Here is a 20677-nt window from a genome sequence, read left to right as displayed (position 1 = left end):
GCTCCTGTGCGGCCGTCAATGGCCGATGCGGGGGAAGGGTTCGGTGGAGAAGACGACCTCGACCGGTACCTCGAAGTACTTCGCGATGCTCAGCGCCAGGTGCAGGCTGGGGCTGTACTCGCCCCGCTCCAGGTAGCCGACGGTCTGGTAGTGGACCCCGAGGGCCTCGGCCAGCTCCCGGCGGGAGACGCCTCGTTCGGCCCGCAGTACAGCGATCCGGTTGTGGATCGTCTCCGTGGTGGCCGCCGACCTGGCACGGCGGCCGTTCGACTTCTCGCTAGGCACGCTTCATCGCTTCCTCTCGGGCTGCCTGGACCCGTGACCCGGACTCGCGCCGTGCCATCCGGCGCAGGACCCACTGGGCAGCCACGAGCCCGACCAGCGCCCAGACTGCCAGAACCCCCGCCACCTGCGGCAACTGCCAGGATCCCGCCAGTTCGAGGGCTGCGTAGGAATCCGGCAGCATCGCGGCGCGGATCCCCAGTCCGAGCCAGTAGACCGGCAGGATCTGGCCGACGACCTGCACCCAGTCGGGCATGAACTCGAAGGGGAACATGAGGCCGGAGGCCATGACGATGAGGATCGTGGGCAGCACCGCCAGCGTGACCCCCATACGCGGGTTGGTGATGAACGAGCCGATGATCGCCCCGATGGGTGCGAGCGCGAGCATGCCGAGCACGCACACCCAGAGCAGGATCAGGGCGTCGGTCCACCGCTCGAAGCCGAAACCGTCGACGAACAGCAGTCCCGGCACCACCATGAGGGCCATGGCCGTGACCGACATGGCCGCGACGTGCACGGACTTGCCGACGGTGTACCCCAGCAGCCCGCGCGGAACGGCCTTGGCCCGTAGCAGCGTGCCGTCCTCCCGTTCGTTGGCCAGGACCTGGAGGACGGTGGTCACGCCCAGCATCACCAGGAAGAAGGCCGCACCGCCGCTGAGGACGACCGCACCGATCGGGTGGCCCTCGTCGTCCGCCATCCCCGTGCTGTTGAAGGCGATGGCCATCCCCAGGAACAGGAGCGGCATGTACAGGTAGCCGAACAGCTCCTGGGCGCTGCGGAAGGACAGTGTGAACTCGATCCAGCCCCGGGAGAGGCCGGCCCGGAGCGCGTTGAGGGTGCTGTTCATCGGTTCTCCCCGAAGTGGGCGGCGGCGCTCTCGGCGTCTCCGCGCTCGTGCCGCTGGACCATGGCCATGTACACGTCCTCCAGGGAAGGCCGGGTGATCTTCAGGTCGGTGATCCCGTCCCCGTGCACGGCGTACAGTTCCGCGACGTGCCTGGCCGGGTTGTCGGTGCTGTGGACGTGGCGCGTGCCGTCGGCGGTCCAGACGACCTCGCTGTCCCGGGCGACCAGTCCGGCCAGCTGGTCGGCGCTGCCGTCGGCGACGATGGCGCCCCCGGCGAGGAGGAGGATGCGGTCGGCGAGCTTCTCGGCCTCGTCCAGGTCGTGGGTGGTGAGCAGGATCGTGGTGTCCTCCTCGTCGGCCAGACGGAACACCAGGTCGTGGAAGTCCCGGCGGGCCTTCGGGTCGAACCCGGCGGTGGGTTCGTCCAGGAAGAGGACCTCGGGGCGGCCGACCACGCCGATCGCCACGTCGAGTCGGCGGCGCTGGCCCCCGGAGAGGGTCTTGACCCGCTGGCCCGCCTGTTCGGTGAGGCCGACCAGGGCGAGGAGTTCGTCGGTGTCGTGCGGGCGGACGCGGCCGGGCCGGGAGTGCGGGGCGTAGAACCGGCCGAAGTGGTGGAGCAGGTCCCGCGCCCGCCAGGCGGCGTGGTCGCGCCAGGACTGCAGGACCACCCCGAGGCGGGAGCGCCACTCCTCGTCTCCGTGCTCCGGGTCGGAGCCGAGGACCTCGACGTCTCCGGCCGATCGGCGCCGGAATCCCTCCAGGATCTCGATGGTGGTGGTCTTGCCCGCCCCGTTGGGGCCCAGAAGCGCGATCACCTCGCCCCGTCTCGCGGTGAGGTCGACCCCTTTCAGGACCTCGGTACTGCCGTAGTTCATCCGCAGGCCGCTGGCCCGCAGCACGGTCTCGGTGGGGCGTCCGGAGGCCGCAGGGCTGACCCTGGGCCGGCCCGTGGGTGCCTGGTTCGTCACAGCTCTCCTTTCGTTCGTACTTACTCTACTTTGATTGATAGTAGTCCTACTACATCTTGAGCACAGGGGGATCGAGGACCGAAGGGCGGCCAGGCCCGCTCGGAGCCGGGGTCCAGAACCGAAACCGCAGGTCAACCAGGAAAACGGAAAGGATGTGGCCACATCCGGCCACAGAACATCCGGGTACGGATACTCAGTGATCCGTCACTCTCGGACGTGAGAATGGTGCCGACGACCCATCCCGCACGGCAGGAGACTTCCATGCGCCTCAGCTACACCAGGCTCCTCGTCAACGACTACGAGGCCTGCTTCCGCTTCTACGCCGACATCCTCAAACTCCCCGTCCTCTGGGGCGACGAGAACAGCCGCTACGCCGAGTTCGACGTGCACTCGCAGACCAGACTGGCGATCAACCAGCGCGAGGTGATGGCCGAGGCCCTGGAGACCGACACCGCCGACCCGGAGCTCCCCAACCAGGACCGGCTCGCGATCATCTTCGAGGTCGACGACGTGGACGAGGCCGCCGCCCGCCTGGTCTCGGACGGCGCACGTCAGGTGATGGAACCCCGCGACTGGACCGCGTGGGGCATCCGCGCCTCCCACTTCCGCGACCCGGACGGCTACCTGCTGGAGATCAACAGCCCGCTGATCCCGGTGCCCGACCAGACCTGAACCCGCCCCCGGCGGATGCGGAACCGAGCCCCCGGGCGCCCGGGGCCGCGCACGGGGACCGTGTTCGGCCGCGACCCCTCACGCGGCCACGTGCTCCACGAGCAGTTCGTTGACCCGGTCGGCACGTTCCACCCCGAGAAGGTGCGCGGCCCCGGAAACCACCTCGAACCGGGAGTCGGGGAGCCCGTCAGCCAGCCTGCGCCCGTGCCCGGGCGGCAGCAGGGGGTCGTGCGCGGCGGAGACCACCATGGTCGGTGCGCGCACGCCGGAGACCAGGTTGCGCTGGTCCATCCCGGCCACGGTGTCGCAGATCGACGCGAATGCGCCCGGATCGGTACTGCCGAAGTCCTCCGTGAACCGGGCCGCGACCTCCGGGCGGTCCTCGGTCAGGTCCGGGGTGAACCAGGGCAGGACCACGTCCGAGGTGACCGATTCCAGCCCTGCCCCCCGTACCCGCGAGGCGACCCGGTCCCAGCGGTGCATGGGCGGGGTACGCGGCGTCCCGGCCAGCAGCGCGAGCCGCTCCAGGGTGCGCGGGGAGTTGGCGGCGATCCACAACAGCAGGGATCCGCCGAACCCGGCACCGACCGCCGAGACCCTGGAGAACCCGTGGCCCTCCAGGACACCGAGGACGTCCAGGGCCAGGTCCTCGACGGAGTAGGGCCCCCCGGGCGCCGGCGAGGTCCCGTGCCCCCGGTGGTTGATCCGCAGCACCTGGCGGTTGCGGGTGAGTTCGGGCATCTGGGGTTCCCAGACCGACATCTTCGTGCCGAACGGCGGCACGAGCAGCACGACGGGCGCGTGCACGGGGCCGTCGAGTCGGTACTGGAGCGGTATCAGGGCCATGGAACCTCCGGGTCGCCAGACCGCCAGGTTAACCGCAGGGCTTTCGCCGAAGCCAGAAAGTCCGGCCATGCCGGTCAGGTAGAGGACAGTAACTGACCGCCACGCTTTCTAGAGTTCGGGCTACCAGGACGAACCGGACGAAGGAGAACCATGACGGTGCAGACGGCGGAGCAGAACCAGGACCGCGCCCACTCGGACGAGAGGGAGACGCTCCTGTCCTTCCTCGCGCAGCAGCGCGAGTTCCTGCTCACCACCCTCAGGAAGCTCGACGGAGGACAGGCCACCCGGCGCACCACCGCCAGCGAGCTCACCCTCGCCGGCCTGGTCAAGCACCTGACCGAGGTGGAGCGCGGGTGGGTCGGGTTCATCGAGGAGGGGCCGAAGGAGGTCGACTACGAGGACCCGAGGACCTTCGAGCGCCACGAGGAGACCTTCCGTCTGGTCGACGGCGAGACCCTGGAGGGCGTCCTCGCCGAGTACGCGCGGGCGGCGGAGGAGACCGAGGCCTACGTCCGTGCCCTGCCGGACCTGGAGGTCAGCCGGAAGCTCCCGGACGCGCCGTGGTTCCCCGAGGACACCTCGTGGAGCGCGCGCGACGTCCTACTGCACCTGATCCGGGAGACCGCGCAGCACTGCGGCCACGCCGACATCATCCGCGAGTCGCTGGACGGGCAGAAGACCATGGGCTGACCCCGACACGGGCCGCATCCTTCGGTAGTGCGCGTGTCACCCTCCGTGTGCGAGACGATGGGGGCGTCCCACACGTTCCTGAGCGCCAAGGAGTGCGGCGTGAGCCCGACCTGGATCGACATCGACGACGAGGCCCTCCGGGAGGCCATGAGGTTCTCCGGCGCCCGGAGCGAGGATGACGCGGTCAACCTGGCCCTGCGGGTCTACGCGGCGCGCCACCGGAGCAGGGCCGAGACCCTCAGGGAGCGCGACAGGACGGAACCCCCGAAACGGCGGCGCCCGCGGAACTGACCGGAACCCGCCCGGACACGAGAACGGGGCGGGTCCACCGACCGGTGGGCCCGCCCCGTCCACGAGGTGGCGAGGGTCGCCTCCGCATCCCCCCTCAAAGTACGGAGGCAACCCTCGCTCTGGGAAGCGGCCTGCGACTCCTCCCCCCTGGAGTCGCGGCCTTGAAGGTCTCTCACGTGGAAGCGATCTTGTCGTTCCGCGTTGATAGAGACACTACCCACCACACCCACGAAGAACAACCCTCCGTTACGAGAAACTACTTAAAGTGATCTTCATTCCTCGGCCGGGGAACCGCCAAGCGGCTGTGGCCATCGTCAACACGGGGTCATGATCAGCCGCTCGGAGGCCGCGCATAGCCTGGACAGGTGAGATCACCGCTCCTCAGCCCGCGCTGGCTCGGCCTCCACCTCGCCGCCCTACTCGTGGCCCTGGTGTGCACGGCCGGTGCCTACTGGCAGGGCAACCGCGCGTTCGAACCCGACCGCGACGTCATCACCAACCCGGTGGAGGACCTGGCCGACGCCGTGCCCGTCACCGATCTGGGTGAACCCGGCACCTACCTGCACCCCAACCTCACCGCGAACACCGCGGTCCGGGCCCGGGGGCGGTTCGACGCCGACGCCCAGCTCCTGGTACCGCAGCGGATGGACGGCACCGAGGGCTACGCGGTGGTCGCCCCCCTCGTCACCGAGGAGGGCGTGGCCCTGGCCGTGAACCGGGGCTGGTCCGCGGAGGGCACCGAACCGCCCCCCTCCCCCGAGGGCGAAGTCACCGTCACCGGCTGGCTCCAACCGCCCCAGGACTCCTCCGAGGGCTTCGTCCCCATGGGCGAGTCCGAGGCGGGAACAGCAGAGCGGATCGCCCCGTCGGTGCTGGTCGGCGAGTGGGACTACCGGCTCTACGCGGCCTACCTCACCCTGCCCGGGAGCGACCCCGCAGCAGGCGGGCTCACCCCGATGCCGCCGCCCGAACCGCCCACCGAGTTCTCGATCAACTGGCGCAGCCTCAGCTACTCCGTCCAGTGGGCCATGTTCGGCGCCTCCGGAGTGGCGTTCTGGATCATCCTCATGCGCCGTGAACTGGCCGAGGCCCGCGCCCGGAACACGGGCGGGGCCTCGGAGGAGAGCGAACGGGACCCGGATCAGCCGGCGGGCGCGGGCTCCTGAGCCGCACGCGTGGCCGCCGGCTCCTTCGCCCTCTCGGACTTGACCACACGGTGCTCGACCACGAAACCGAGCACCGGGACGGTGCCCGCGAGCACGACGCCCAGGGTTCGGCCCGCGCCCCAGCGGCGGTCCAGGGAAACCCACAGGACGACGAGCACGTAGGCCATGTAGACGTAGCCGTGCGGCATCGCGATGAAGAGCATCAGCGGTGACTCGGGGCCGAACCAGTGCTCCAGGCCCTCGGGGGCGGGTGCCAGGGCGAACATCGAGCTCTCGCCGACCAGGTACTTGGCGGGCATGGCCACGAAGGTCAGGCCCAACAGGAAGACACCTGTGATGTAAGCGAGCACCCGGTACAACGCGAACGAAACACGCCTCTTGTCCACTGCGACCTCACCCATTCGACAACTTCGCCCCGAGGAGGGTCGGGACCCCTCCATCGAGGCTAAGCGCTGTCCGCCGCGGCGGGCCCCCGGGGTGGCCGCGCCCGGCCAATCTCACATTCTCGCAGTTCGGTACCGGTTCACTTCCGGTCCTTGTTGGCGACCCGGGTGGGGCTGCTCCACCGCCCGTCGGACTTGGCCGTCCACGCCTTCGGGATCATCCGCAGGGAGAGGTAGGCGTCCACGATCCTGATCGGGAAGAAGAACAGGCCGTAGAGGAGGTAGGACGGCCGGCGGCGCACCACCGTCATGACGCAGGTGAGCATGTAGTCGGGGACGAGCAGGCCGATGGCGAGCGCGGTCAGCGGAAGGAAGGCCGTGACCGCGGTGAACCCCTCCGTGAAGAACGGCAGACCCGCCACCACGTCCCCGCCGAACGTGCCGACGAGCACGAACACCGCGATCGCCACGGTGATCAGGAAGAGGAACGAGACCAGCACGACCTCCAGGATGTACAGGGCCAGGGCCAACCAGAAGAAGCTCGGCCACACCCCGTGCCGCCGAACCGTCTGCCAGAACCCCAGCGTCCAGCGGCCCACCTGCTTGCGGTAGTCCCGGAAGGTGAACGGGTCCTGGCTGTAGGCCTTGGTGTCCGGCCGCATCGACACCCTGCCCAGGCGTTTGCGGTGCACCTCGAAGGTCATGTTGAAGTCCTCGATCACCAGCCCCGGAGGGTTGACGGTGATCTCCCTGAGCGCACGGCTGCGGTACACGCTCGCGAAGCCCGGGACGATGAAGGCGACGTTGGTCCGCTTCCAGGTCTGCCCGAAACGCATGAGGTACTGGAGCATGAAGTACAGGCGGTCGCGATAGGCGGAGATGATCCGCCCGACGACGTTGCGCTCCCGCGGTTTCCACTCCGAGACCACGAAGCCCGCGACGGCGGCCACACCCGGGTCGGCCAGCTGGCGTTTGGCGCCTTCCACGTATCCCGCGTCGAGCTCGGTGTCAGCGTCCAGAATCAGTACACCGTCGTAGTTTTCGGTCAGCGAGAACTCCTCGATGACCGCTTCGATCGCCCCGGCCTTGCCCCGGTTGGTGAGGAGTTCGAGGACGTTCACGCCGGTCCTGGCCGCGATCTCGGCTGTCGCGTCCCTGGAGGAGTCCGAGACGACGTAGATGTCCCAGCGGTTGAACAGGCCCAGCGCGGAGGAGATCGCGGAGCCGATCACCGGCTCCTCGTTGTGCGCCGGGATGATGACGGCGATGGTGGCGGTCTCGGGGTCCTGGACCGCGGCGGCGCCGTCGGAGGCCGCCGTTTCGACGGTGTCCGCGTCGGCGGGACCGGTTCCGGCACCGCTCTCGGACAGCGCGGTGCCGCCGCCCGCGCCCGCCGCGCCGACGAGCAGCCGCTCGCGCTCGCGGCCGCCGGGGTCCGCCCGCGGCTGACGCCCCCGGGACCCGCGCCGTAGGGCGCCCCGGGCCCCGCCCTCGGCCAGCCTGAGCAGGCCCACCACGGTCCACAGCAGAAGGTTCAGCCCGAAGGCCATCCACAGGAAGACGTAGCCGAGAGCGCCGATGCCGGCGGCTGCCGCCATCGACGTCGCGAAGTCGAACCAGTAGACGAAGAGTGCGGCAGCCAGGACCAGGGCGATCAGCCCGGTCAGCAAACCACCGATGAAACGCGCAATACGCACAGCCCTGGAACCCTCCGAAAGTTATCGGTTTCGGACCGACATTAACCCGCAAAGTCGGTGTTAGGTTGACGTCCTACGCGACCGGTGGGTTCACCCGGGTTCGCGTCCTATGTAGGCCACGCAAATCGTATACACGGGCTTGCGTGAGGTGGTACCCATTAGAAGATATTTGAGGCGAGGCGTCGGCGTTGGCGCCGCTCCGGTTTACCCGAGGCCACACAGGGTCCGGAAAATCCTCGCAAAACGCAACAAAACGAGACAAGGAGAACGTCCGGCGTGATCGGCGACCCGAGATCCCCCTCGCCAGATCCTGCCCGCGCGACCCCGGAGCCCGTGAGTGGGAGAACTGCCTCGAACAGCCACGACACCGACCGTGTGCTCGCCGCGGTGCACCAGCCGCACTACTGGCCCTGGCTGGGCCTGATCGACAAGATCGACCGCTCCGACTGTTTCGTGATGCTCGACACAGTCCAGTTCGAGCGCCGAGGCTGGCAGAACCGAAACTACGTCGCCGGACCGGGTAAGCCCGTGCTGCTCACCGTGCCCGTCACACAGGCCAGCCGTGACGAGACCATTCTGGACAAGAAGATTGACAACACACAGAAATGGCGCACCAAGCACCACAGGGCGCTGGCTGAACACTGTTACCGAAAAGCCCCGTACTGGGGCGATTACGCAGAAGAAATCGCCCATCTGTACGAGACCGAGTGGGAGGACCTCGCGGAGCTGGCCATAGCGACCACCCGCCTACTGACGCGTGGTTTCGGAATCGACACACCGATTCTGCGCGCCAGCGAACTCGGGGACTTCCCCGGGCACAAGAGTGAGCTGCTCGCCCAGATCTGCGCCAAGGCCGGAGCGCACACCCTGCTCTCCGGTGCGGGCGCGAAGGACTACCTGGACCCCGGGATCATGAACCGCCACGGGGTGGACATCGAGTGGCAGGACTTCGACCACCCGGTGTACCGGCAGCACACACGTGGACCCGCCGACGAATTCGTGCCCCGCCTGTCGGCGATCGACCTCCTGCTCAACGCCGGACCGGATGCGCTGAGCGTGCTCCGACAGGCAGGGTCCCGCGGCTGACCCGGGTCAGCGAGCGGGGCACCGCCGACCCGAACCCTCGGGCACAGCGGTTCCGACGGTTCGGGTAACAACCGATCGCCCACTTCGGCAAAGGACGGGAAACTGGCATGACGACGGACTGGTCACAGGAGCGCCTCCTGGTCTACGCCCCCCACCCCGACGACGAGACCCTCGGCTGCGGCGGCCTGATGAGCAAGGCCAAACAGGCGGGCGCGGAGGTCTTCGTACAGTTCCTGACGGTCGGCGACACCGCGGACCAGTCTCCGAGGGGCTTCTCCACCGCGGAGGAGCGCTACACCGAGATCAAGAAGGTCTCCGAACACTTCCGCTGGGACGACTGGCACATGGCCCTGCCAGGCGACACGCACCACCTGAGGCTGGACTCGTCCCCCCGGGTGGACCTGACACAGCTGATCGAGCGGGAGAGCCCGCTCTCGATCGCGCGTCTGCGACCGACCGTGGTGCTCGTGCCGCACCGCACCAGTTACAACCAGGACCACCAGGCCACCGCCGAGGCCGCCCACACGGCCCTGCGCCCCTCGAACACCCTCCTGCGCCACCACCCCCGGCTGGTGCTGGCCTACGAGGAGGCCGCCGACCAGTGGCGGACCGAACCCGTGTGCTCCCCCAACCTCATCGTCGAACTCACCGAACGGGACCTGGCCGCCAAGCTCCACGGCATGGAGCTGTACGGCTCCCAGAGCCACGAACACCCACACACCCGTTCCGAACTCACCCTGCGCAGCCTCGCCGTCCTCAGGGGCATGCAGGCCGGAGTGGCCCTCGGCGAGGGCTACCACGTCCTGCGCCACCTGGCCTGACCGGCGACGCGAGAACTCCCCCACCCGTCACGACCCACCCCCGTGAAGAGCAGAACATCCGCCCAGTCCGTAGTGGAGGGGAAACCATGAAGGCTGTCATCACCGGTGGAGCCGGGTTCATCGGCTCACACCTGAGCGATCACCTCATCGCGCAGGGACACGAGGTCACCGTGCTCGACGACCTCTCGACCGGTTCACTGTCGAACCTGTCCCAGTTGAAGGACCGACCCGGGTTCCGTTTCGTCCAGGGGGACATCCTGGACCGGGAGCTGGTCGACGAGCTCGTCGCGGAGGCGGACACCGTGTTCCACCTCGCCGCCGCGGTGGGCGTCTACAACATCGTCGACAACCCGCTCCGCTCACTGCGGATCAACCTGCACGGCACCGAGAACGTCGTGGAGGCCGCGGTCAGGCACCGGGTGCCGTACATGGTCGCCTCGACCAGCGAGGTCTACGGCAAGAACGACGCCGACGGCCTCAAGGAGGACGACGACCGGATCTACGGCTCGCCAGTCAAGAGCCGCTGGTCCTACGCGGCCGCCAAGGGCCTGGACGAACTGGTCGCCTACATCCACGGCACGGAGTCCGGCGTGCCCTGCGTCATCACCCGTTTCTTCAACGTGGTGGGGCCCAGGCAGACGGGGCGGTACGGCATGGTCGTCCCCCGGTTCGTGGACCAGGCGCTGTCGTCGGATCCCATCACCGTGTACGGAACGGGCGCCCAGCGCCGCTGCTTCGGATCGGTGTACGACGTGGTCCCCGCCCTGACGCGGTTGATGGACACCCCCGAGGCCTACAACCGGGCGGTCAACCTGGGCGGCCGCGAGGAGGTCTCGATCAAGGGGCTCGCCGACCGGATCGTGGAGCTGACCGGCTCCTCCAGCGCGATCACCTACGTCGACTACGAACAGGCCTACGGAGAGGGGTACGAGGACATGCAGCGCCGCTACCCCGACACCTCCCTGGCCGCACGCCTGATCGGTTACGAGCCGACGAGGGACCTGAACGACATCATCGGCTCCCTGGTGCGGCACCGCCGTTCGGCCCGCTCGGTGCCGGAGCCGGTCTGACCCCGGGCCGGACGAGGAAGGCAGCACCCGGGTTCCCGCCACCCGGTCCGCCTGACCCGCGGCCGTTCCACGGCCGCTGACCGACAGACAGGAGAGGAGGCGTCACGAGGCCCGGTCCCCGCCTCGCCGCCGGCCCGGCGCCCCCGAGGCCCGCCCGAGGGCAGGGCCCGGCACCGGCCGTCTCCCGGGCGCCGAACCCCGAGCCCCGCCAGTGGACAGGGCATACCCGCGGCTCCGGTTCACGGCACGAGCACCGTCGTCACCACGACCACCGTCAGGGCGAGTACACACGCGCTCAGCAGGCCCATCGCCCAGGGGCTGGCCACGTTCTGCGGCGGCTGACCCGTCCGGGGGTCGCGGAGTCCGTGGCCGGTGCTCCGCCACCTCCACCACAGGTGCAGGCCCAGGGCCGCTCCCAGCATGAGGGTGAAGGCCATGACGCCCACCCGGAGCGCCGGTGCCACCTCGGGCACCGCGGAGGAGCCGGGTTCGAGCGGTCCCCGCAGGTACAGCAGGCCCACCACGGCCAGCAGGATGAGCATGCGCTGCCAGGACAGCAGGGTGCGCTCGGGCTGGAGGCCGGGGTCCCTCTCCACCCCCGGTTTCACAGCAGGTTCCCCAGCAGGACCAGAAGGCACACGAGTCCCACCGCGAACGTGGTGATCAGCGGAAGGGGGCTCATCGGCAGGGTCCCGCCGCGGCGCATGACGCGTTGCACGCGGTACCAGCGCAGCGGCGCGTACACGGTCACGACACCGGCCAGCCCGGCCAGGATCAGACCGACCAGGGTGCGCGGCGCCGCGTCCCAGTTCAGCGGCAGCAGGTGGAGCACGGCGACCGCCCCCGCGAGCAGAGCCAGCGCGGTGCGGATCCAGGCCAGGAAGGTACGTTCGTTGGCGAGGGTGAACCGGTAGTCGACGGCCCGGTCGCCCTCAGGCACCTCAGCGCTCATCGGTCCCCCCGGTTTTCGGCGTTCGGCCCCCCGACGAGGGCTTCGGTCACGACAATGAACCCGTGACCCGAAACCGACACTAACCTCGATCGGTCTTTCCTCCCAAACAGGTATGCAACACGTGTTGGGTCGGAAACCTCCAAGCCAGGAGGGGTGCTCGGACCGCCGGCGGGGCATGTGGAACAAACGAGTGGGCACCACCGCTGTAGGACCCAAGAGGATGGCAGTTGGCCCCCGGTCGACACCAACAAGACGTACGAAGATCAGGAGACCACGTGTCCACCGTCGAACTCACCAAAGACAACTTCGCCGAGACGCTGAAGGACAACAGCTTCGTCCTGATCGACTTCTGGGCGGACTGGTGCGGACCCTGCCGGCAGTTCGCCCCGGTGTTCGAGAGCTCCTCGGACCAGCACACCGACATCGTGCACGCCAAGGTGGACACCGAGGCGCAGCGCGAGCTCGCCTTCGAGTTCAAGATCCAGTCCATCCCGACGCTGATGATCGTGCGTGACCAGACGGTCATCTACAACGAGCCGGGCGCCCTTCCCGCCGAGGCCCTGGAGAGCCTGATCACCCAGGCCCGGGAGCTGGACATGGAAGAGGTCAAGCAGAAGGTCGCCGAGCAGGCCGGCGACACCCCGCAGTAACGCGGACCCCGACCGCCCCGACGTCCCACCGCCCGCCCCGGCGGGCGCGGAGCCGTCGGGGCGGTCGCGTTCGGGGCCCTGGGCGCCCGAACGCGTCCCGCTCCGTACCGGGTACGGGCGCGGCGGCACCACGGCGGCCGAGGACGACACCGGTTCGTCACCGGAGGCTTCGCACTCCACCGCCCACGTTCACCTTGGCCACGGGGTTCGTTCACCCTAGCTTCACGCAGGCATATTTTCATGGGTATCGACCGCGCTCCGCGGGTTTCACCCCCCACGTGCACACGAGCTCCGTCCGACCCGGAAGTGGCCCCATGTCTGTCAGCAACACCGCGACCCCGCGCGGAACCGAGTCCGGCCGCGGCATCGCCCCCGACACCGTCCGGTACAACCGCGAGGTTCCCGACCTGGGCAACCCCGTCTTCGACATCTCCGACCTGTCGATCCACTACGGGTCCAACAAGGCCGTCCGTGACGTGAACATGAAGGTGGGCCCGCGCCAGATCACCGCGATGATCGGCCCCTCCGGCTGCGGCAAGAGCACGGTCCTGCGCACGCTCAACCGGATGAACGACCTCATCCCGGGAGCGCGGGTCGAGGGCAGGGTGACCTACCACGGCGAGGACCTGTACGCCTCCGACGTGGACCCGATCGAGGTCCGCCGCCGGATCGGGATGGTCTTCCAGAAGCCCAACCCGTTCCCCAAGTCCATCTACGACAACGTCGCCTACGGTCCCCGGATCAACGGGGTGCGCGGCAACATGGACGACCTGGTCGAGGAGACGCTGACCAAGGCCGCCCTGTGGGACGAGGTCAAGGACAAGCTGAAGGAGAGCGCCTTCGCCCTCTCCGGCGGCCAGCAGCAGCGCCTGTGCATCGCGCGCACCATCGCGGTGAACCCCGAGGTCATCCTCATGGACGAGCCCTGTTCGGCGCTCGACCCGATCGCCACGCTCAAGATCGAGGACCTCATGTACGAGCTGGCGGCCGAGTACACCATCGTCATCGTCACCCACAACATGCAGCAGGCGGCCCGGGTCTCGGACTGCACGGCGTTCTTCACCGCCGGCGTGGACGACGCGGGGGACCGCTACGGCAGCCTCGTGGAGTTCGACGAAACGGCGAAGATCTTCAGCAAGCCCGCCGACCAGCGCACCGAGGACTACATCTCGGGTCGCTTCGGGTAACCGAGCGTCCGCGCCCAGCACCACCCCTCTCGACGAAGTGGACCCGCCCATGCCCGCGCTGACCTCCTCCGCACCGGTGCCGCCGCCTTCCGGCGTGCCGGAGGCCGAGGTGCGGGTCAAGCGGTCGGAGGGTCCGCTGAGGGTCCTGCTGGTGGAGCCCGAGTCCGAGCAGTCGCACCAGTTGGTGCTCTCGCTGAGCGGCCACGACGTGGACATCACGGTCTGCGTGGACGGGGCCGAGGCCCTGCTCCGGGTGGGGATGGCGCGTCCGGACGCACTGCTGACCAACTCGGCCCCGCCCGAGGTGGAACTGGAGACCCTGGTGCGGGTGACCCGGCGGGCGACGGACATCCCCATCCTGATCGGGGTGGGCCCGGGGGACTCTCAGCGGGCGATGCGGGCGCTCGCCGCGGGCGCCACAGCGTGCGTGAACCGCCCCTACCGGATCCCCGAGCTGTCGGCACTGCTGCGCGGCTCGCTGCCGGGTCCGGAGGGGGCGCCGACCGTGGAGGTCGGCGCCTCCGCCGCACTGCGCTCGGGCGATCTGGAGCTGGACGCCCTCGGCCACCGGCTGTTCGTGGACGGGCATCCGGTCAACCTGGCGCTGCGGGAGTTCGGGATCATGGACTTCCTGCTCAGACACAGCGGCAGGGTGGTCAGCCGGGAAGAGCTGTGGACGGAGGTCTGGCGCAAGCCGCTTCCGCCGGTGAACAACACGATCGCCGTGCACATCCGCCGCCTGCGTCACAAACTCGGTGACTCCGAGTCCCAGCCCCGGTTCATCCACACGGTCCGCGGCATCGGATACCGGCTGGACACGGCGAGCGGCGGGTAACCGCACGAAGGAAGTCGGGACCTTTTCCAGGGCCCTCCGGAAAACACGGAGCGGCCCGATATTCATGTCCGGGTCATTTTCACCAGACCAACGGACAGATGAATCCGCGGAAAGTGGAAGTTGTCATACAAACGACCACGAACCCACGTCGACACGCCCGAGAATCTCGTCATAGCTCCAGGTCAGAGCGAGCTACCCAGGGTCACTCACAGCCATCGGCACCACCACACACAGGTGCCGTTATCAAATAGTAACCCTCATTCACCCGCCATTCACCCTCCTTCTACCGGATGTCCTTCATTTCGATGACACAACGCCTTTCTACACGCTTACTGTCGTTTCACGTCAGCCCCGACAGCGGTGATTCAACGAGGAGAACTACGACATGCGCAACGGGCGTTACAAGCTCGCCGTTCTGGCGACCATCCCCCTGCTCGCGGCGGCGTGCAGCAACGGTGGCGGGGACAACGGCGACAGTGCCGACGGCGGCGGCGGTGACCTCAGCGCGTCACTGACCGGCGCGGGTGCCAGCTTCCCCGACCCCCTGTTCCAGGACTGGATCTACACCTACAACAGCGACGTCCAGCCGGGCGTCGACATCAACTACCAGAGCGTCGGCTCCGGCGCCGGTGTGGAGCAGTTCCTGGAGGAGACCGTCGACTTCGGTTCCTCCGAGGCCTACCTCACCGAGGAGGACCTGGCCGTCGCGGCCGAGAACCGCGGTTGCGAGGCCGTCCAGTTCCCGGTCGTCTTCGGCTCCGTGGTCATCGCCTTCAGCAACCCCGACCTCGACGGTCTGGTCCTGGACGCGCAGACCATCGCGGACATCTACTCCACCGAGATCACCACCTTCGACGACCCGGCGATCGCCGATCTCAACCCGGACATGGACCTGCCGAGCGACGAGATCGTCCCGGTCCACCGCTCCGACAGCTCCGGTACCACCGCGGTCTTCTCCCACTACCTCAGCACCGAGGTCGAGTCGTGGGCGGACGAGTACGGCGAGGGCAAGGAGCTCGACTGGGCCTCCGGCCTGGTCGGCGGCCAGCAGAACGACGGTGTCGCGCAGGGCATCTCGCAGAACCCCGGCGGCATCGGCTACATCAACCAGTCCTTCGCCCAGGAGGCCGACCTGGCCGTCGCCTCGGTCGTGAACGCCGACGGCACCCCGATCGAGCCGACCCTGGAATCCACCATCGCCGCCTCCGACGAGGCCGAGGTGCCGGAGAACTTCCAGTTCTCGATCGACAACATCGGTGGCGAGGGCTACCCGATCGCCGGTACCAACTGGATCTTCACCTACACCTGCGGCTACGAGCAGGCCTCCGCCGACGCCATCATCGACTTCTGGACCTGGGCCCTGACCGACGAGGGCGCGCAGGACCTCGCCGGTGAGCTGGGCTACGCGCCCCTCGGCCCGAACCTGACCGACCGCGTCATCGCCGAGCTGGAGAAGACCAACTCCGAGAACGGCTCCGACGAAGGTGCCGCCGACGGCGACACCGACCAGGAGTAACCCCACCGGGCCGGGGGCGCGTGCGCGCCCCCGGCCCGCCTCCCCGGCCCCGCAGGGGCGTACCGCTCTCCCACTCCCACGAAAGCCATCAAGAGGAGAAGCAACATGTCCACTGAGGCCCCCGAGGCCCCTGCCCCGGAGGAACCCCGGCGGGGCGCGCTGAGGTCCGGCAAGGGGAGGATGGCCGACCCGATCTTCAAGTGGGCCGTCACGGCCTGCGGCGCCATCGTGCTGGTCATCCTGGCCCTGATGGTCATCCGCACCACGTCCGAGGCCTGGCCCGTCTTCGCCAAGGAGGGCTTCTTCGGCTTCCTGCTCGGCGAGGACTGGAGCGCCGGCAGCTCCCGCAGCGAGATCAGCGGCACCTACGGCGCCTGGCCGTTCATCTACGGCACCCTGGTGACCTCGGCCATCGCCATCCTGATCGCACTTCCGCTGGCGATCATGGTCGCCTTCTACATCACCCACCTGGCGCCGAACCGCCTGGCCAAGCCGCTCTCCTACATGGTGGAGCTGCTCGCCGCGGTGCCCAGCGTCATCTTCGGCCTCTGGGGCCTGCACTGGTTCCTGCCGAACGTGCTCCGCCCCTTCTTCGAGTTTCTGGAGGGCGCCCTCGGCTGGTTCTTCCTCTTCGAGGGCCCGGTCCGCAGCGTCGGCTACCTGGCCGCCGGGATCGTACTGGCCATCATGATCCTGCCGATCATGACCGCCATCATCCGCGAGGTCATCGTGGTGCACCCGATCGACCAGAGGATGGCCGCCTACGCCCTCGGTTCGACCCGCTGGGAGGTCCTGCGCAAGGTGGTCCTCCCGGCCAGCTTCTCCGGGATCGTCGCGGCGGCGATGCTGGGCCTGGGGCGCGCCCTGGGCGAGACCATCGCGGTCCTGATGCTGATCGGCGGCTCCCAGGCCTGGGGAGCGAGCCTGTTCGGCACCGGCAGCAGCATGGCCTCGCACATCGCCGCGACCTTCGGTGAGGCCGCCCCGGAGGCCAGGACCGCACTGATGGCGATCGGTGTCGCCCTGTTCCTGGTCACGATGATCGTCAACATCCTCGCCCGCGTCATCGTCTGGCGACTGGGGCGCATGACGGGAGACGCCGCCGTATGAGCACCATGACCTCCACCCCGCCGCGCAGGCACGTTCCGCTGAGCGAACGCCCCAAGGGCTCCTCCTACCGTCGCTTCAAGGACCGCTCCGCGACCGTGGTCCTGACCGCGGCGATGGTCCTCGCCATGATCCCCCTGGTCCTCATCGTCTTCGAGGTGACCCGGCGCGGCATCGGCGTGATCAACCTGGACTTCATCACCCAGACCGAGCCCCCGCCCCGGCGCGAGGGAGGCGGCTACGCGGCCGGGTTCTTCGGAACGCTGTACATCATGGCGCTGGCCGTGCTGATGTCGATCCCGTTCGGTATCGCCACGGCGGTCTACATCGTCGAGTACGGCCCGAACCGGATGACCGCCGCTATCCGCTTCTTCACCGACGTGATGACCGGTATCCCGTCGATCTTCGTGGGTCTGTTCGTCTACGGCCTGGTGGTGATCGGGTGGGGCAGCATGGGCTTCGGCACCTTCGCCGGTGCGGTGGCCATCGCCGTGATGATGCTGCCGATCGTCACCCGGTCCGCCGAGGAGATGCTCCGGCTGGTCCCGAACGAGATCCGCAACGCCAGTTACGGCCTGGGCGCCCGCAGGTGGCAGACGATCGTGCACACGGTCCTGCCCGCCGCGGCCCCCGGCCTGACCACCGGTTCGATGCTGGCCATCGCTCGCGGCATCGGTGAGACCGCGCCGCTGCTGCTGACCGCCTTCGGGTCCGGCCTGGTCGTGACGGCCTTCCAGGGCGAACCGCAGGGCGCGGTCCCCATCCAGCTGTACCGGGGCGCCGCCCAGCCCTTCGAGGCGGGTATCGACCGCGCCTGGGGCGCCGCGCTGAGCCTGTTCGTGCTGGTGCTGGCGTTCACCGTCGTCGCCCGCTGGATCGGCTCGAAGGCCTCCACCGGCTCCCGCTGAGCCCCGTCGACCAACTGTCGCCACCGAGGGGCCGTGCCGCCCGCTGTCCGCAGCGGGAGGCACGGCCCCTTCCGTGTTCCCTCCCCGGCCGGGGCCCGGAGCGGGGCCGCTCCGGGCGGCCGCCGGACCGACCGGGAACCGCGCCGTCCACTGGTCCGGGCGGGCGGCCACCGGTAGCCTGGCCGGGCCCCTTCCCCAGCAGATCCGGAGAGCCCCGATGCCCGAGACCACCGAGTACGCCGCCACCTTCACCCTCGTCGACACCGACGGCGACGGCCTCATCTCCGCGCAGGAGCTGACCTCGCTGATGAGCAACCTGGGCGAGGAGACCACCGAGGAGCAGGCCGCCGAGGCGGTGCGGGCGATGGACTCCGACGGCGACCAGCGGATCTCCCTGGAGGAGTTCGCCGCCTACATGTCCCGCGACCGGGGCTGAGGGGCCACCGGGGTCAGAGGGGGTTCGAGGCGAGGTAGACGGTGTCCGGGACACCCCGGGCGACCACCACCTCCGCGACCTCCACCGAGCCGAAGCGGGTCCGCAGCAGCTCCTCGAAGCTGTCCACGGCGTTGGCGCTCCAGAAGGAGAGCACACCGCCGGGGGCCAGCAACCGGACGAGCTGTTCCAGGCCCGCCGCCTCGTACAGGCGGTTGTTGTTCTCCACCACGGTCCAGTCGGGGCCGTTGTCGGTGTCCAGGCAGATGACGTCGTAGCGGCTGGGCTTGGCGGCGGCGGAGGCCTCGGCCAGCCAGGCGACGATGTCGGCGTTGTGGATCCGGCAGCGGGGGTCGCGGTGGACGTACTCGGCGGCCTCGCCGAGTTCGTCGTCGTGCCAGGCGATCACCTGCGGTTCGAGCTCCACCACGTCCACGCGGGACACGCGGGGGTTGTCGAGGGCCTCGCGGGCCGAGAAGCCCACGCCGAGTCCGCCGATCAGCACCCGGGCGTGCGAGCGGCCCGCGGGGAGTCCGGACAGGCTCGCACGCACCATCTCCCGCTCGGAGGTTCCATCGCGGGTGTCCATCAGGAAGATCCCGTTGGAGTAGATCTCGTAGTGTGCGCCCACCCTGCGCAGCACCAGGTCACCGCCGGTCTCACCGGTCACCCGGGCCAGGGTGACCGTCTCGCCCTCGGGGGCGGGGTCTCGCGTTCGCTGGTTCATGTTCCACATTGTGCCCGCCGGGGCGCTCCGCCCGCTGGGTTCGGGACCTTCCGCCGCCTCGGGAGGGCCGGTGCGGGCCCCCTTGCTTACCGGCGAGTAGCTTTGGTGGCGGCGCGTCACGAGAGGAGTGTGCATGACCATGGGCAAACGTCTGGAGAGGCTGCGCGGAGCGGCCCCGATCGCACTGGGGGGTCTGTTCCTCGGGTCGGGGGTACTGCACTTCGCCGCGCCCAGAACGTTCGAGTCGATCATGCCCCGGCGCCTGCCCGCCCACCGGGCGTTCGTGTACGGCAGCGGCGCCGTCGAACTGGCCTGCGGGGTCGGGCTGCTGACCCGGCGCAGGTGGGCCGGTCCGGCCAGCGCCGCGCTGCTCCTGGCGGTGTGGCCGGCCAACGTCCGAATGGCGCTCGACTCCGGTTCGGGGCGCCTGCCGTCGGTGGCCGACAACAAGGTCGTCGCCTGGGGGCGGGTGCCGCTGCAGATCCCCCTGATCTGGGCGGCGCTCCAGTCGCGGCCCAGGTCCGGATCCTCCGCCTGATCCCCCGGGATGCGGGGCGGGCGTCAGTCGAACGAGGAGCTGGGCGCGTCCGCCTTCCGGCGCACGTGCACGCCCCCGGCCCCGGCCGGGGGCGTTCGCCGTTTTTCGGAGTCCGCGCCGCGCGCCCGTGGAGCGGGGCGGAGGGCGGCCGTGGTCGATAGGGTCGCCTGGGCCTCCCCCGTGACACCCGCCGGAAACGGATACAGGGAGGCGAAGTGAGCCGGAGAAGAAGTGCGGACCTGGTGCGGAAGTGGTCCGAGGAGGTGCTGCGGCAGGCCGGGAACCCTCATGTGGCGGCACTGACCGCCACGGCCACGGAGAACGTCAATTCCTTTGTCTTCGACATGGGCCCCAGACCCGGGTCCGCCCTGGAACTGGAATTCGACAGCACCTATCCGGGCTGCGGTGAACCGGGGGTGCTGGTCGGGTTGTCCCTCGATCCCGGAGGTGTCGGCTCCATGGTGAGACTCCCGGACTCCCTGCCGGACAGCGAAGCGGTGCTCATGCTCGCGGACCAGCTCCAGGAGGAGGTTCTGGAGAGCACCCGCGGAGAACCCGCGCCGCCCTGCCCCGGACATGTGCACCCAGCCAAACCCGACATGGCGGGCGGTGTTCCTTCGTGGGTGTGTCCGAGGGACGGAAAGCTCCTCCGGTCGATTCTCCCGCCCGGATTCACCGGGTGAGTCGAGATCTCCGCCAGTGGCGGGAGGGTTCTGTTTCCACAGCCTGTGGACAAACACGGGAGATCTGGAGAAGGGAAGGCAGGGGCCGGAGGAGCAGGGGCTTTCGGAGAGTCACCCGTGACCCGAGTTATGCACAGCCTGTGGACGGACAAGGCGGAGCCCAGATCTGAAACCGGCCACCGGCGTATCGTGCCCTGCACCCGCATATCCCCGTGATCTTGCTACCAGGGGCAACTTCGGCGCCTTGGGGTCAAGTGGTTGTTGCAACGAGGAACTCGTTGAGGACCTCGGCCGGGGTAGCCCAGCCCAGGGTCTG

The 20677-nt window shown here is 69.0% G+C and carries 25 protein-coding genes; 16 read left to right on the top strand and 9 right to left on the bottom strand.

What is annotated here, in order from left to right; translation table 11 throughout:
- Window positions 1-15 precede the first annotated feature (15 nt).
- The 3 genes from IE195_RS25745 to IE195_RS25735 are packed head-to-tail and all read right to left on the bottom strand — an operon-like array spanning window position 16 to window position 2010.
- Window positions 16-285, bottom strand: coding sequence for a helix-turn-helix transcriptional regulator (locus IE195_RS25745; protein WP_191276335.1), 270 nt, complete (start codon window positions 283-285; stop codon window positions 16-18).
- Window positions 278-1132 (bottom strand): ABC transporter permease, encoded by an 855-nt coding sequence (locus IE195_RS25740; protein ID WP_191276333.1) that lies wholly within the window; start codon window positions 1130-1132, stop codon window positions 278-280. Before IE195_RS25740 ends, IE195_RS25745 begins: the two co-directional genes overlap by 8 nt.
- Window positions 1129-2010 carry an ABC transporter ATP-binding protein gene (locus IE195_RS25735; protein ID WP_191276411.1) on the bottom strand — a complete coding sequence of 294 codons (882 nt, stop codon included), beginning with the start codon at window positions 2008-2010 and terminating at the stop codon, window positions 1129-1131. The genes IE195_RS25740 and IE195_RS25735 overlap by 4 nt, the downstream gene beginning before the upstream one ends.
- Before the next feature lie 354 nt (window positions 2011-2364).
- On the opposite strand from IE195_RS25735, the gene IE195_RS25730 reads away from it, so the two are divergent.
- The gene (locus IE195_RS25730; RefSeq protein ID WP_191276331.1) at window positions 2365-2775 is read left to right on the top strand and encodes a VOC family protein; all 411 of its coding nucleotides are present in this window, start codon (window positions 2365-2367) and stop codon (window positions 2773-2775) included.
- A gap of 78 nt (window positions 2776-2853) precedes the next feature.
- On the opposite strand, the gene IE195_RS25725 is transcribed toward IE195_RS25730, so the two are convergent.
- Window positions 2854-3621: an alpha/beta fold hydrolase gene (locus tag IE195_RS25725; RefSeq protein WP_191276329.1), complete on the bottom strand. Its 768-nt coding sequence runs from the start codon at window positions 3619-3621 to the stop codon at window positions 2854-2856.
- Window positions 3622-3771: 150 nt separating this feature from the next.
- Between IE195_RS25725 and IE195_RS25720 the strand changes: the two genes are divergently transcribed.
- From IE195_RS25720 to IE195_RS25710, 3 genes are all read left to right on the top strand, one after another.
- Window positions 3772-4311, top strand: a complete 540-nt coding sequence (locus IE195_RS25720) for a DinB family protein (protein ID WP_191276327.1) — start codon at window positions 3772-3774, stop codon at window positions 4309-4311.
- Window positions 4312-4410: 99 nt separating this feature from the next.
- Window positions 4411-4602, top strand: coding sequence for a type II toxin-antitoxin system VapB family antitoxin (locus IE195_RS25715; protein ID WP_191276325.1), 192 nt, complete (start codon window positions 4411-4413; stop codon window positions 4600-4602).
- Window positions 4603-4967: 365 nt separating this feature from the next.
- Window positions 4968-5768, top strand: coding sequence for an SURF1 family protein (locus tag IE195_RS25710; RefSeq protein WP_191276323.1), 801 nt, complete (start codon window positions 4968-4970; stop codon window positions 5766-5768).
- Here the strand turns inward: IE195_RS25710 and IE195_RS25705 are convergent.
- Both IE195_RS25705 and IE195_RS25700 read right to left on the bottom strand, forming a co-directional pair.
- Entirely contained in the window at window positions 5744-6169 is a 426-nt protein-coding gene (locus IE195_RS25705) for a DUF3817 domain-containing protein (protein ID WP_191276321.1), read from the bottom strand. The two genes, IE195_RS25710 and IE195_RS25705, sit on opposite strands and share 25 nt — an antisense overlap.
- Window positions 6170-6291: 122 nt before the next feature.
- On the bottom strand, window positions 6292-7848 hold the full coding sequence (locus IE195_RS25700; RefSeq protein ID WP_191276319.1) for a glycosyltransferase family 2 protein: 1557 nt from the start codon (window positions 7846-7848) through the stop codon (window positions 6292-6294).
- Between the two features lie 333 nt (window positions 7849-8181).
- Between IE195_RS25700 and IE195_RS25695 the strand changes: the two genes are divergently transcribed.
- From IE195_RS25695 to IE195_RS25685, 3 genes are all read left to right on the top strand, one after another.
- Window positions 8182-8934 (top strand): WbqC family protein, encoded by a 753-nt coding sequence (locus tag IE195_RS25695; protein ID WP_229826469.1) that lies wholly within the window; start codon window positions 8182-8184, stop codon window positions 8932-8934.
- A gap of 107 nt (window positions 8935-9041) precedes the next feature.
- The gene (locus tag IE195_RS25690) at window positions 9042-9755 is read left to right on the top strand and encodes a PIG-L deacetylase family protein (RefSeq protein ID WP_191276315.1); all 714 of its coding nucleotides are present in this window, start codon (window positions 9042-9044) and stop codon (window positions 9753-9755) included.
- 86 nt (window positions 9756-9841) lie between these two features.
- Window positions 9842-10825 (top strand): NAD-dependent epimerase/dehydratase family protein, encoded by a 984-nt coding sequence (locus IE195_RS25685; RefSeq protein ID WP_191276313.1) that lies wholly within the window; start codon window positions 9842-9844, stop codon window positions 10823-10825.
- A 239-nt stretch (window positions 10826-11064) separates the two neighbouring features.
- Here the strand turns inward: IE195_RS25685 and IE195_RS25680 are convergent, their stop codons facing one another.
- Together IE195_RS25680 and IE195_RS25675 are read right to left on the bottom strand one after the other, a co-directional pair.
- Window positions 11065-11433 carry a DUF202 domain-containing protein gene (locus IE195_RS25680; RefSeq protein WP_191276311.1) on the bottom strand — a complete coding sequence of 123 codons (369 nt, stop codon included), beginning with the start codon at window positions 11431-11433 and terminating at the stop codon, window positions 11065-11067.
- Window positions 11430-11777, bottom strand: coding sequence for a YidH family protein (locus IE195_RS25675; protein WP_191276309.1), 348 nt, complete (start codon window positions 11775-11777; stop codon window positions 11430-11432). The genes IE195_RS25680 and IE195_RS25675 overlap by 4 nt, the downstream gene beginning before the upstream one ends.
- Before the next feature lie 275 nt (window positions 11778-12052).
- Here IE195_RS25675 and trxA point away from each other — a divergent pair, with 275 nt between their 5' ends.
- From trxA to IE195_RS25640, 7 genes are all read left to right on the top strand, one after another.
- On the top strand, window positions 12053-12427 hold the full coding sequence (trxA, locus tag IE195_RS25670; RefSeq protein WP_191276307.1) for a thioredoxin: 375 nt from the start codon (window positions 12053-12055) through the stop codon (window positions 12425-12427).
- 314 nt (window positions 12428-12741) lie between these two features.
- The gene (gene pstB / locus IE195_RS25665; RefSeq protein ID WP_191276305.1) at window positions 12742-13614 is read left to right on the top strand and encodes a phosphate ABC transporter ATP-binding protein PstB; all 873 of its coding nucleotides are present in this window, start codon (window positions 12742-12744) and stop codon (window positions 13612-13614) included.
- A 49-nt stretch (window positions 13615-13663) separates the two neighbouring features.
- The gene (locus IE195_RS25660) at window positions 13664-14449 is read left to right on the top strand and encodes a response regulator transcription factor (RefSeq protein ID WP_191276303.1); all 786 of its coding nucleotides are present in this window, start codon (window positions 13664-13666) and stop codon (window positions 14447-14449) included.
- 385 nt (window positions 14450-14834) lie between these two features.
- Entirely contained in the window at window positions 14835-15965 is a 1131-nt protein-coding gene (pstS, locus tag IE195_RS25655) for a phosphate ABC transporter substrate-binding protein PstS (RefSeq protein WP_191276299.1), read from the top strand.
- 105 nt (window positions 15966-16070) lie between these two features.
- Window positions 16071-17075, top strand: a complete 1005-nt coding sequence (gene pstC, locus IE195_RS25650) for a phosphate ABC transporter permease subunit PstC (RefSeq protein WP_191276297.1) — start codon at window positions 16071-16073, stop codon at window positions 17073-17075.
- A complete protein-coding gene (gene pstA, locus IE195_RS25645) occupies window positions 17072-17980 on the top strand; it encodes a phosphate ABC transporter permease PstA (RefSeq protein ID WP_191276295.1) in 909 nt (302 codons plus the stop codon). The genes pstC and pstA overlap by 4 nt, the downstream gene beginning before the upstream one ends.
- A 217-nt stretch (window positions 17981-18197) precedes the next feature.
- Window positions 18198-18416 (top strand): EF-hand domain-containing protein, encoded by a 219-nt coding sequence (locus IE195_RS25640; RefSeq protein ID WP_191276293.1) that lies wholly within the window; start codon window positions 18198-18200, stop codon window positions 18414-18416.
- 13 nt (window positions 18417-18429) lie between these two features.
- On the opposite strand, the gene IE195_RS25635 is transcribed toward IE195_RS25640, so the two are convergent.
- Window positions 18430-19140: a spermine/spermidine synthase domain-containing protein gene (locus IE195_RS25635; protein ID WP_191276291.1), complete on the bottom strand. Its 711-nt coding sequence runs from the start codon at window positions 19138-19140 to the stop codon at window positions 18430-18432.
- A gap of 133 nt (window positions 19141-19273) precedes the next feature.
- Here IE195_RS25635 and IE195_RS25630 point away from each other — a divergent pair, with 133 nt between their 5' ends.
- The gene (locus IE195_RS25630; protein ID WP_191276289.1) at window positions 19274-19678 is read left to right on the top strand and encodes a DoxX family protein; all 405 of its coding nucleotides are present in this window, start codon (window positions 19274-19276) and stop codon (window positions 19676-19678) included.
- A gap of 242 nt (window positions 19679-19920) precedes the next feature.
- Entirely contained in the window at window positions 19921-20361 is a 441-nt protein-coding gene (locus IE195_RS25625; protein WP_191276287.1) for a hypothetical protein, read from the top strand.
- The last annotated feature ends 316 nt before the right edge of the window (window positions 20362-20677 follow it).

Origin of the sequence: Nocardiopsis terrae, assembly GCF_014651695.1 — a bacterium.
In the GTDB taxonomy this organism is placed as follows: Bacteria; Actinomycetota; Actinomycetes; order Streptosporangiales; family Streptosporangiaceae; genus Nocardiopsis; species Nocardiopsis terrae.
The sequence above is the reverse complement of the archived record's forward strand: the minus strand, read 5'-3'. Positions and strand labels throughout refer to the sequence as shown.

What these genes read in the sequence shown, in the direction of transcription:
- IE195_RS25740 (WP_191276333.1), bottom strand. Translation starts at nt 1,132, where the DNA reads ATGAACAGCACCCTCAACGCGCTCCGGGCCGGCCTCTCCCGGGGCTGG.
- IE195_RS25735 (WP_191276411.1), bottom strand. Translation starts at nt 2,010, where the DNA reads ATGAACTACGGCAGTACCGAGGTCCTGAAAGGGGTCGACCTCACCGCG.
- IE195_RS25730 (WP_191276331.1), top strand. Translation starts at nt 2,365, where the DNA reads ATGCGCCTCAGCTACACCAGGCTCCTCGTCAACGACTACGAGGCCTGC.
- IE195_RS25725 (WP_191276329.1), bottom strand. Translation starts at nt 3,621, where the DNA reads ATGGCCCTGATACCGCTCCAGTACCGACTCGACGGCCCCGTGCACGCG.
- IE195_RS25720 (WP_191276327.1), top strand. Translation starts at nt 3,772, where the DNA reads ATGACGGTGCAGACGGCGGAGCAGAACCAGGACCGCGCCCACTCGGAC.
- IE195_RS25705 (WP_191276321.1), bottom strand. Translation starts at nt 6,169, where the DNA reads ATGGGTGAGGTCGCAGTGGACAAGAGGCGTGTTTCGTTCGCGTTGTAC.
- IE195_RS25690 (WP_191276315.1), top strand. Translation starts at nt 9,042, where the DNA reads ATGACGACGGACTGGTCACAGGAGCGCCTCCTGGTCTACGCCCCCCAC.
- IE195_RS25685 (WP_191276313.1), top strand. Translation starts at nt 9,842, where the DNA reads ATGAAGGCTGTCATCACCGGTGGAGCCGGGTTCATCGGCTCACACCTG.
- IE195_RS25675 (WP_191276309.1), bottom strand. Translation starts at nt 11,777, where the DNA reads ATGAGCGCTGAGGTGCCTGAGGGCGACCGGGCCGTCGACTACCGGTTC.
- pstB (WP_191276305.1), top strand. Translation starts at nt 12,742, where the DNA reads ATGTCTGTCAGCAACACCGCGACCCCGCGCGGAACCGAGTCCGGCCGC.
- IE195_RS25660 (WP_191276303.1), top strand. Translation starts at nt 13,664, where the DNA reads ATGCCCGCGCTGACCTCCTCCGCACCGGTGCCGCCGCCTTCCGGCGTG.
- pstS (WP_191276299.1), top strand. Translation starts at nt 14,835, where the DNA reads ATGCGCAACGGGCGTTACAAGCTCGCCGTTCTGGCGACCATCCCCCTG.
- pstC (WP_191276297.1), top strand. Translation starts at nt 16,071, where the DNA reads ATGTCCACTGAGGCCCCCGAGGCCCCTGCCCCGGAGGAACCCCGGCGG.
- pstA (WP_191276295.1), top strand. Translation starts at nt 17,072, where the DNA reads ATGAGCACCATGACCTCCACCCCGCCGCGCAGGCACGTTCCGCTGAGC.
- IE195_RS25640 (WP_191276293.1), top strand. Translation starts at nt 18,198, where the DNA reads ATGCCCGAGACCACCGAGTACGCCGCCACCTTCACCCTCGTCGACACC.
- IE195_RS25635 (WP_191276291.1), bottom strand. Translation starts at nt 19,140, where the DNA reads ATGAACCAGCGAACGCGAGACCCCGCCCCCGAGGGCGAGACGGTCACC.
- IE195_RS25630 (WP_191276289.1), top strand. Translation starts at nt 19,274, where the DNA reads ATGACCATGGGCAAACGTCTGGAGAGGCTGCGCGGAGCGGCCCCGATC.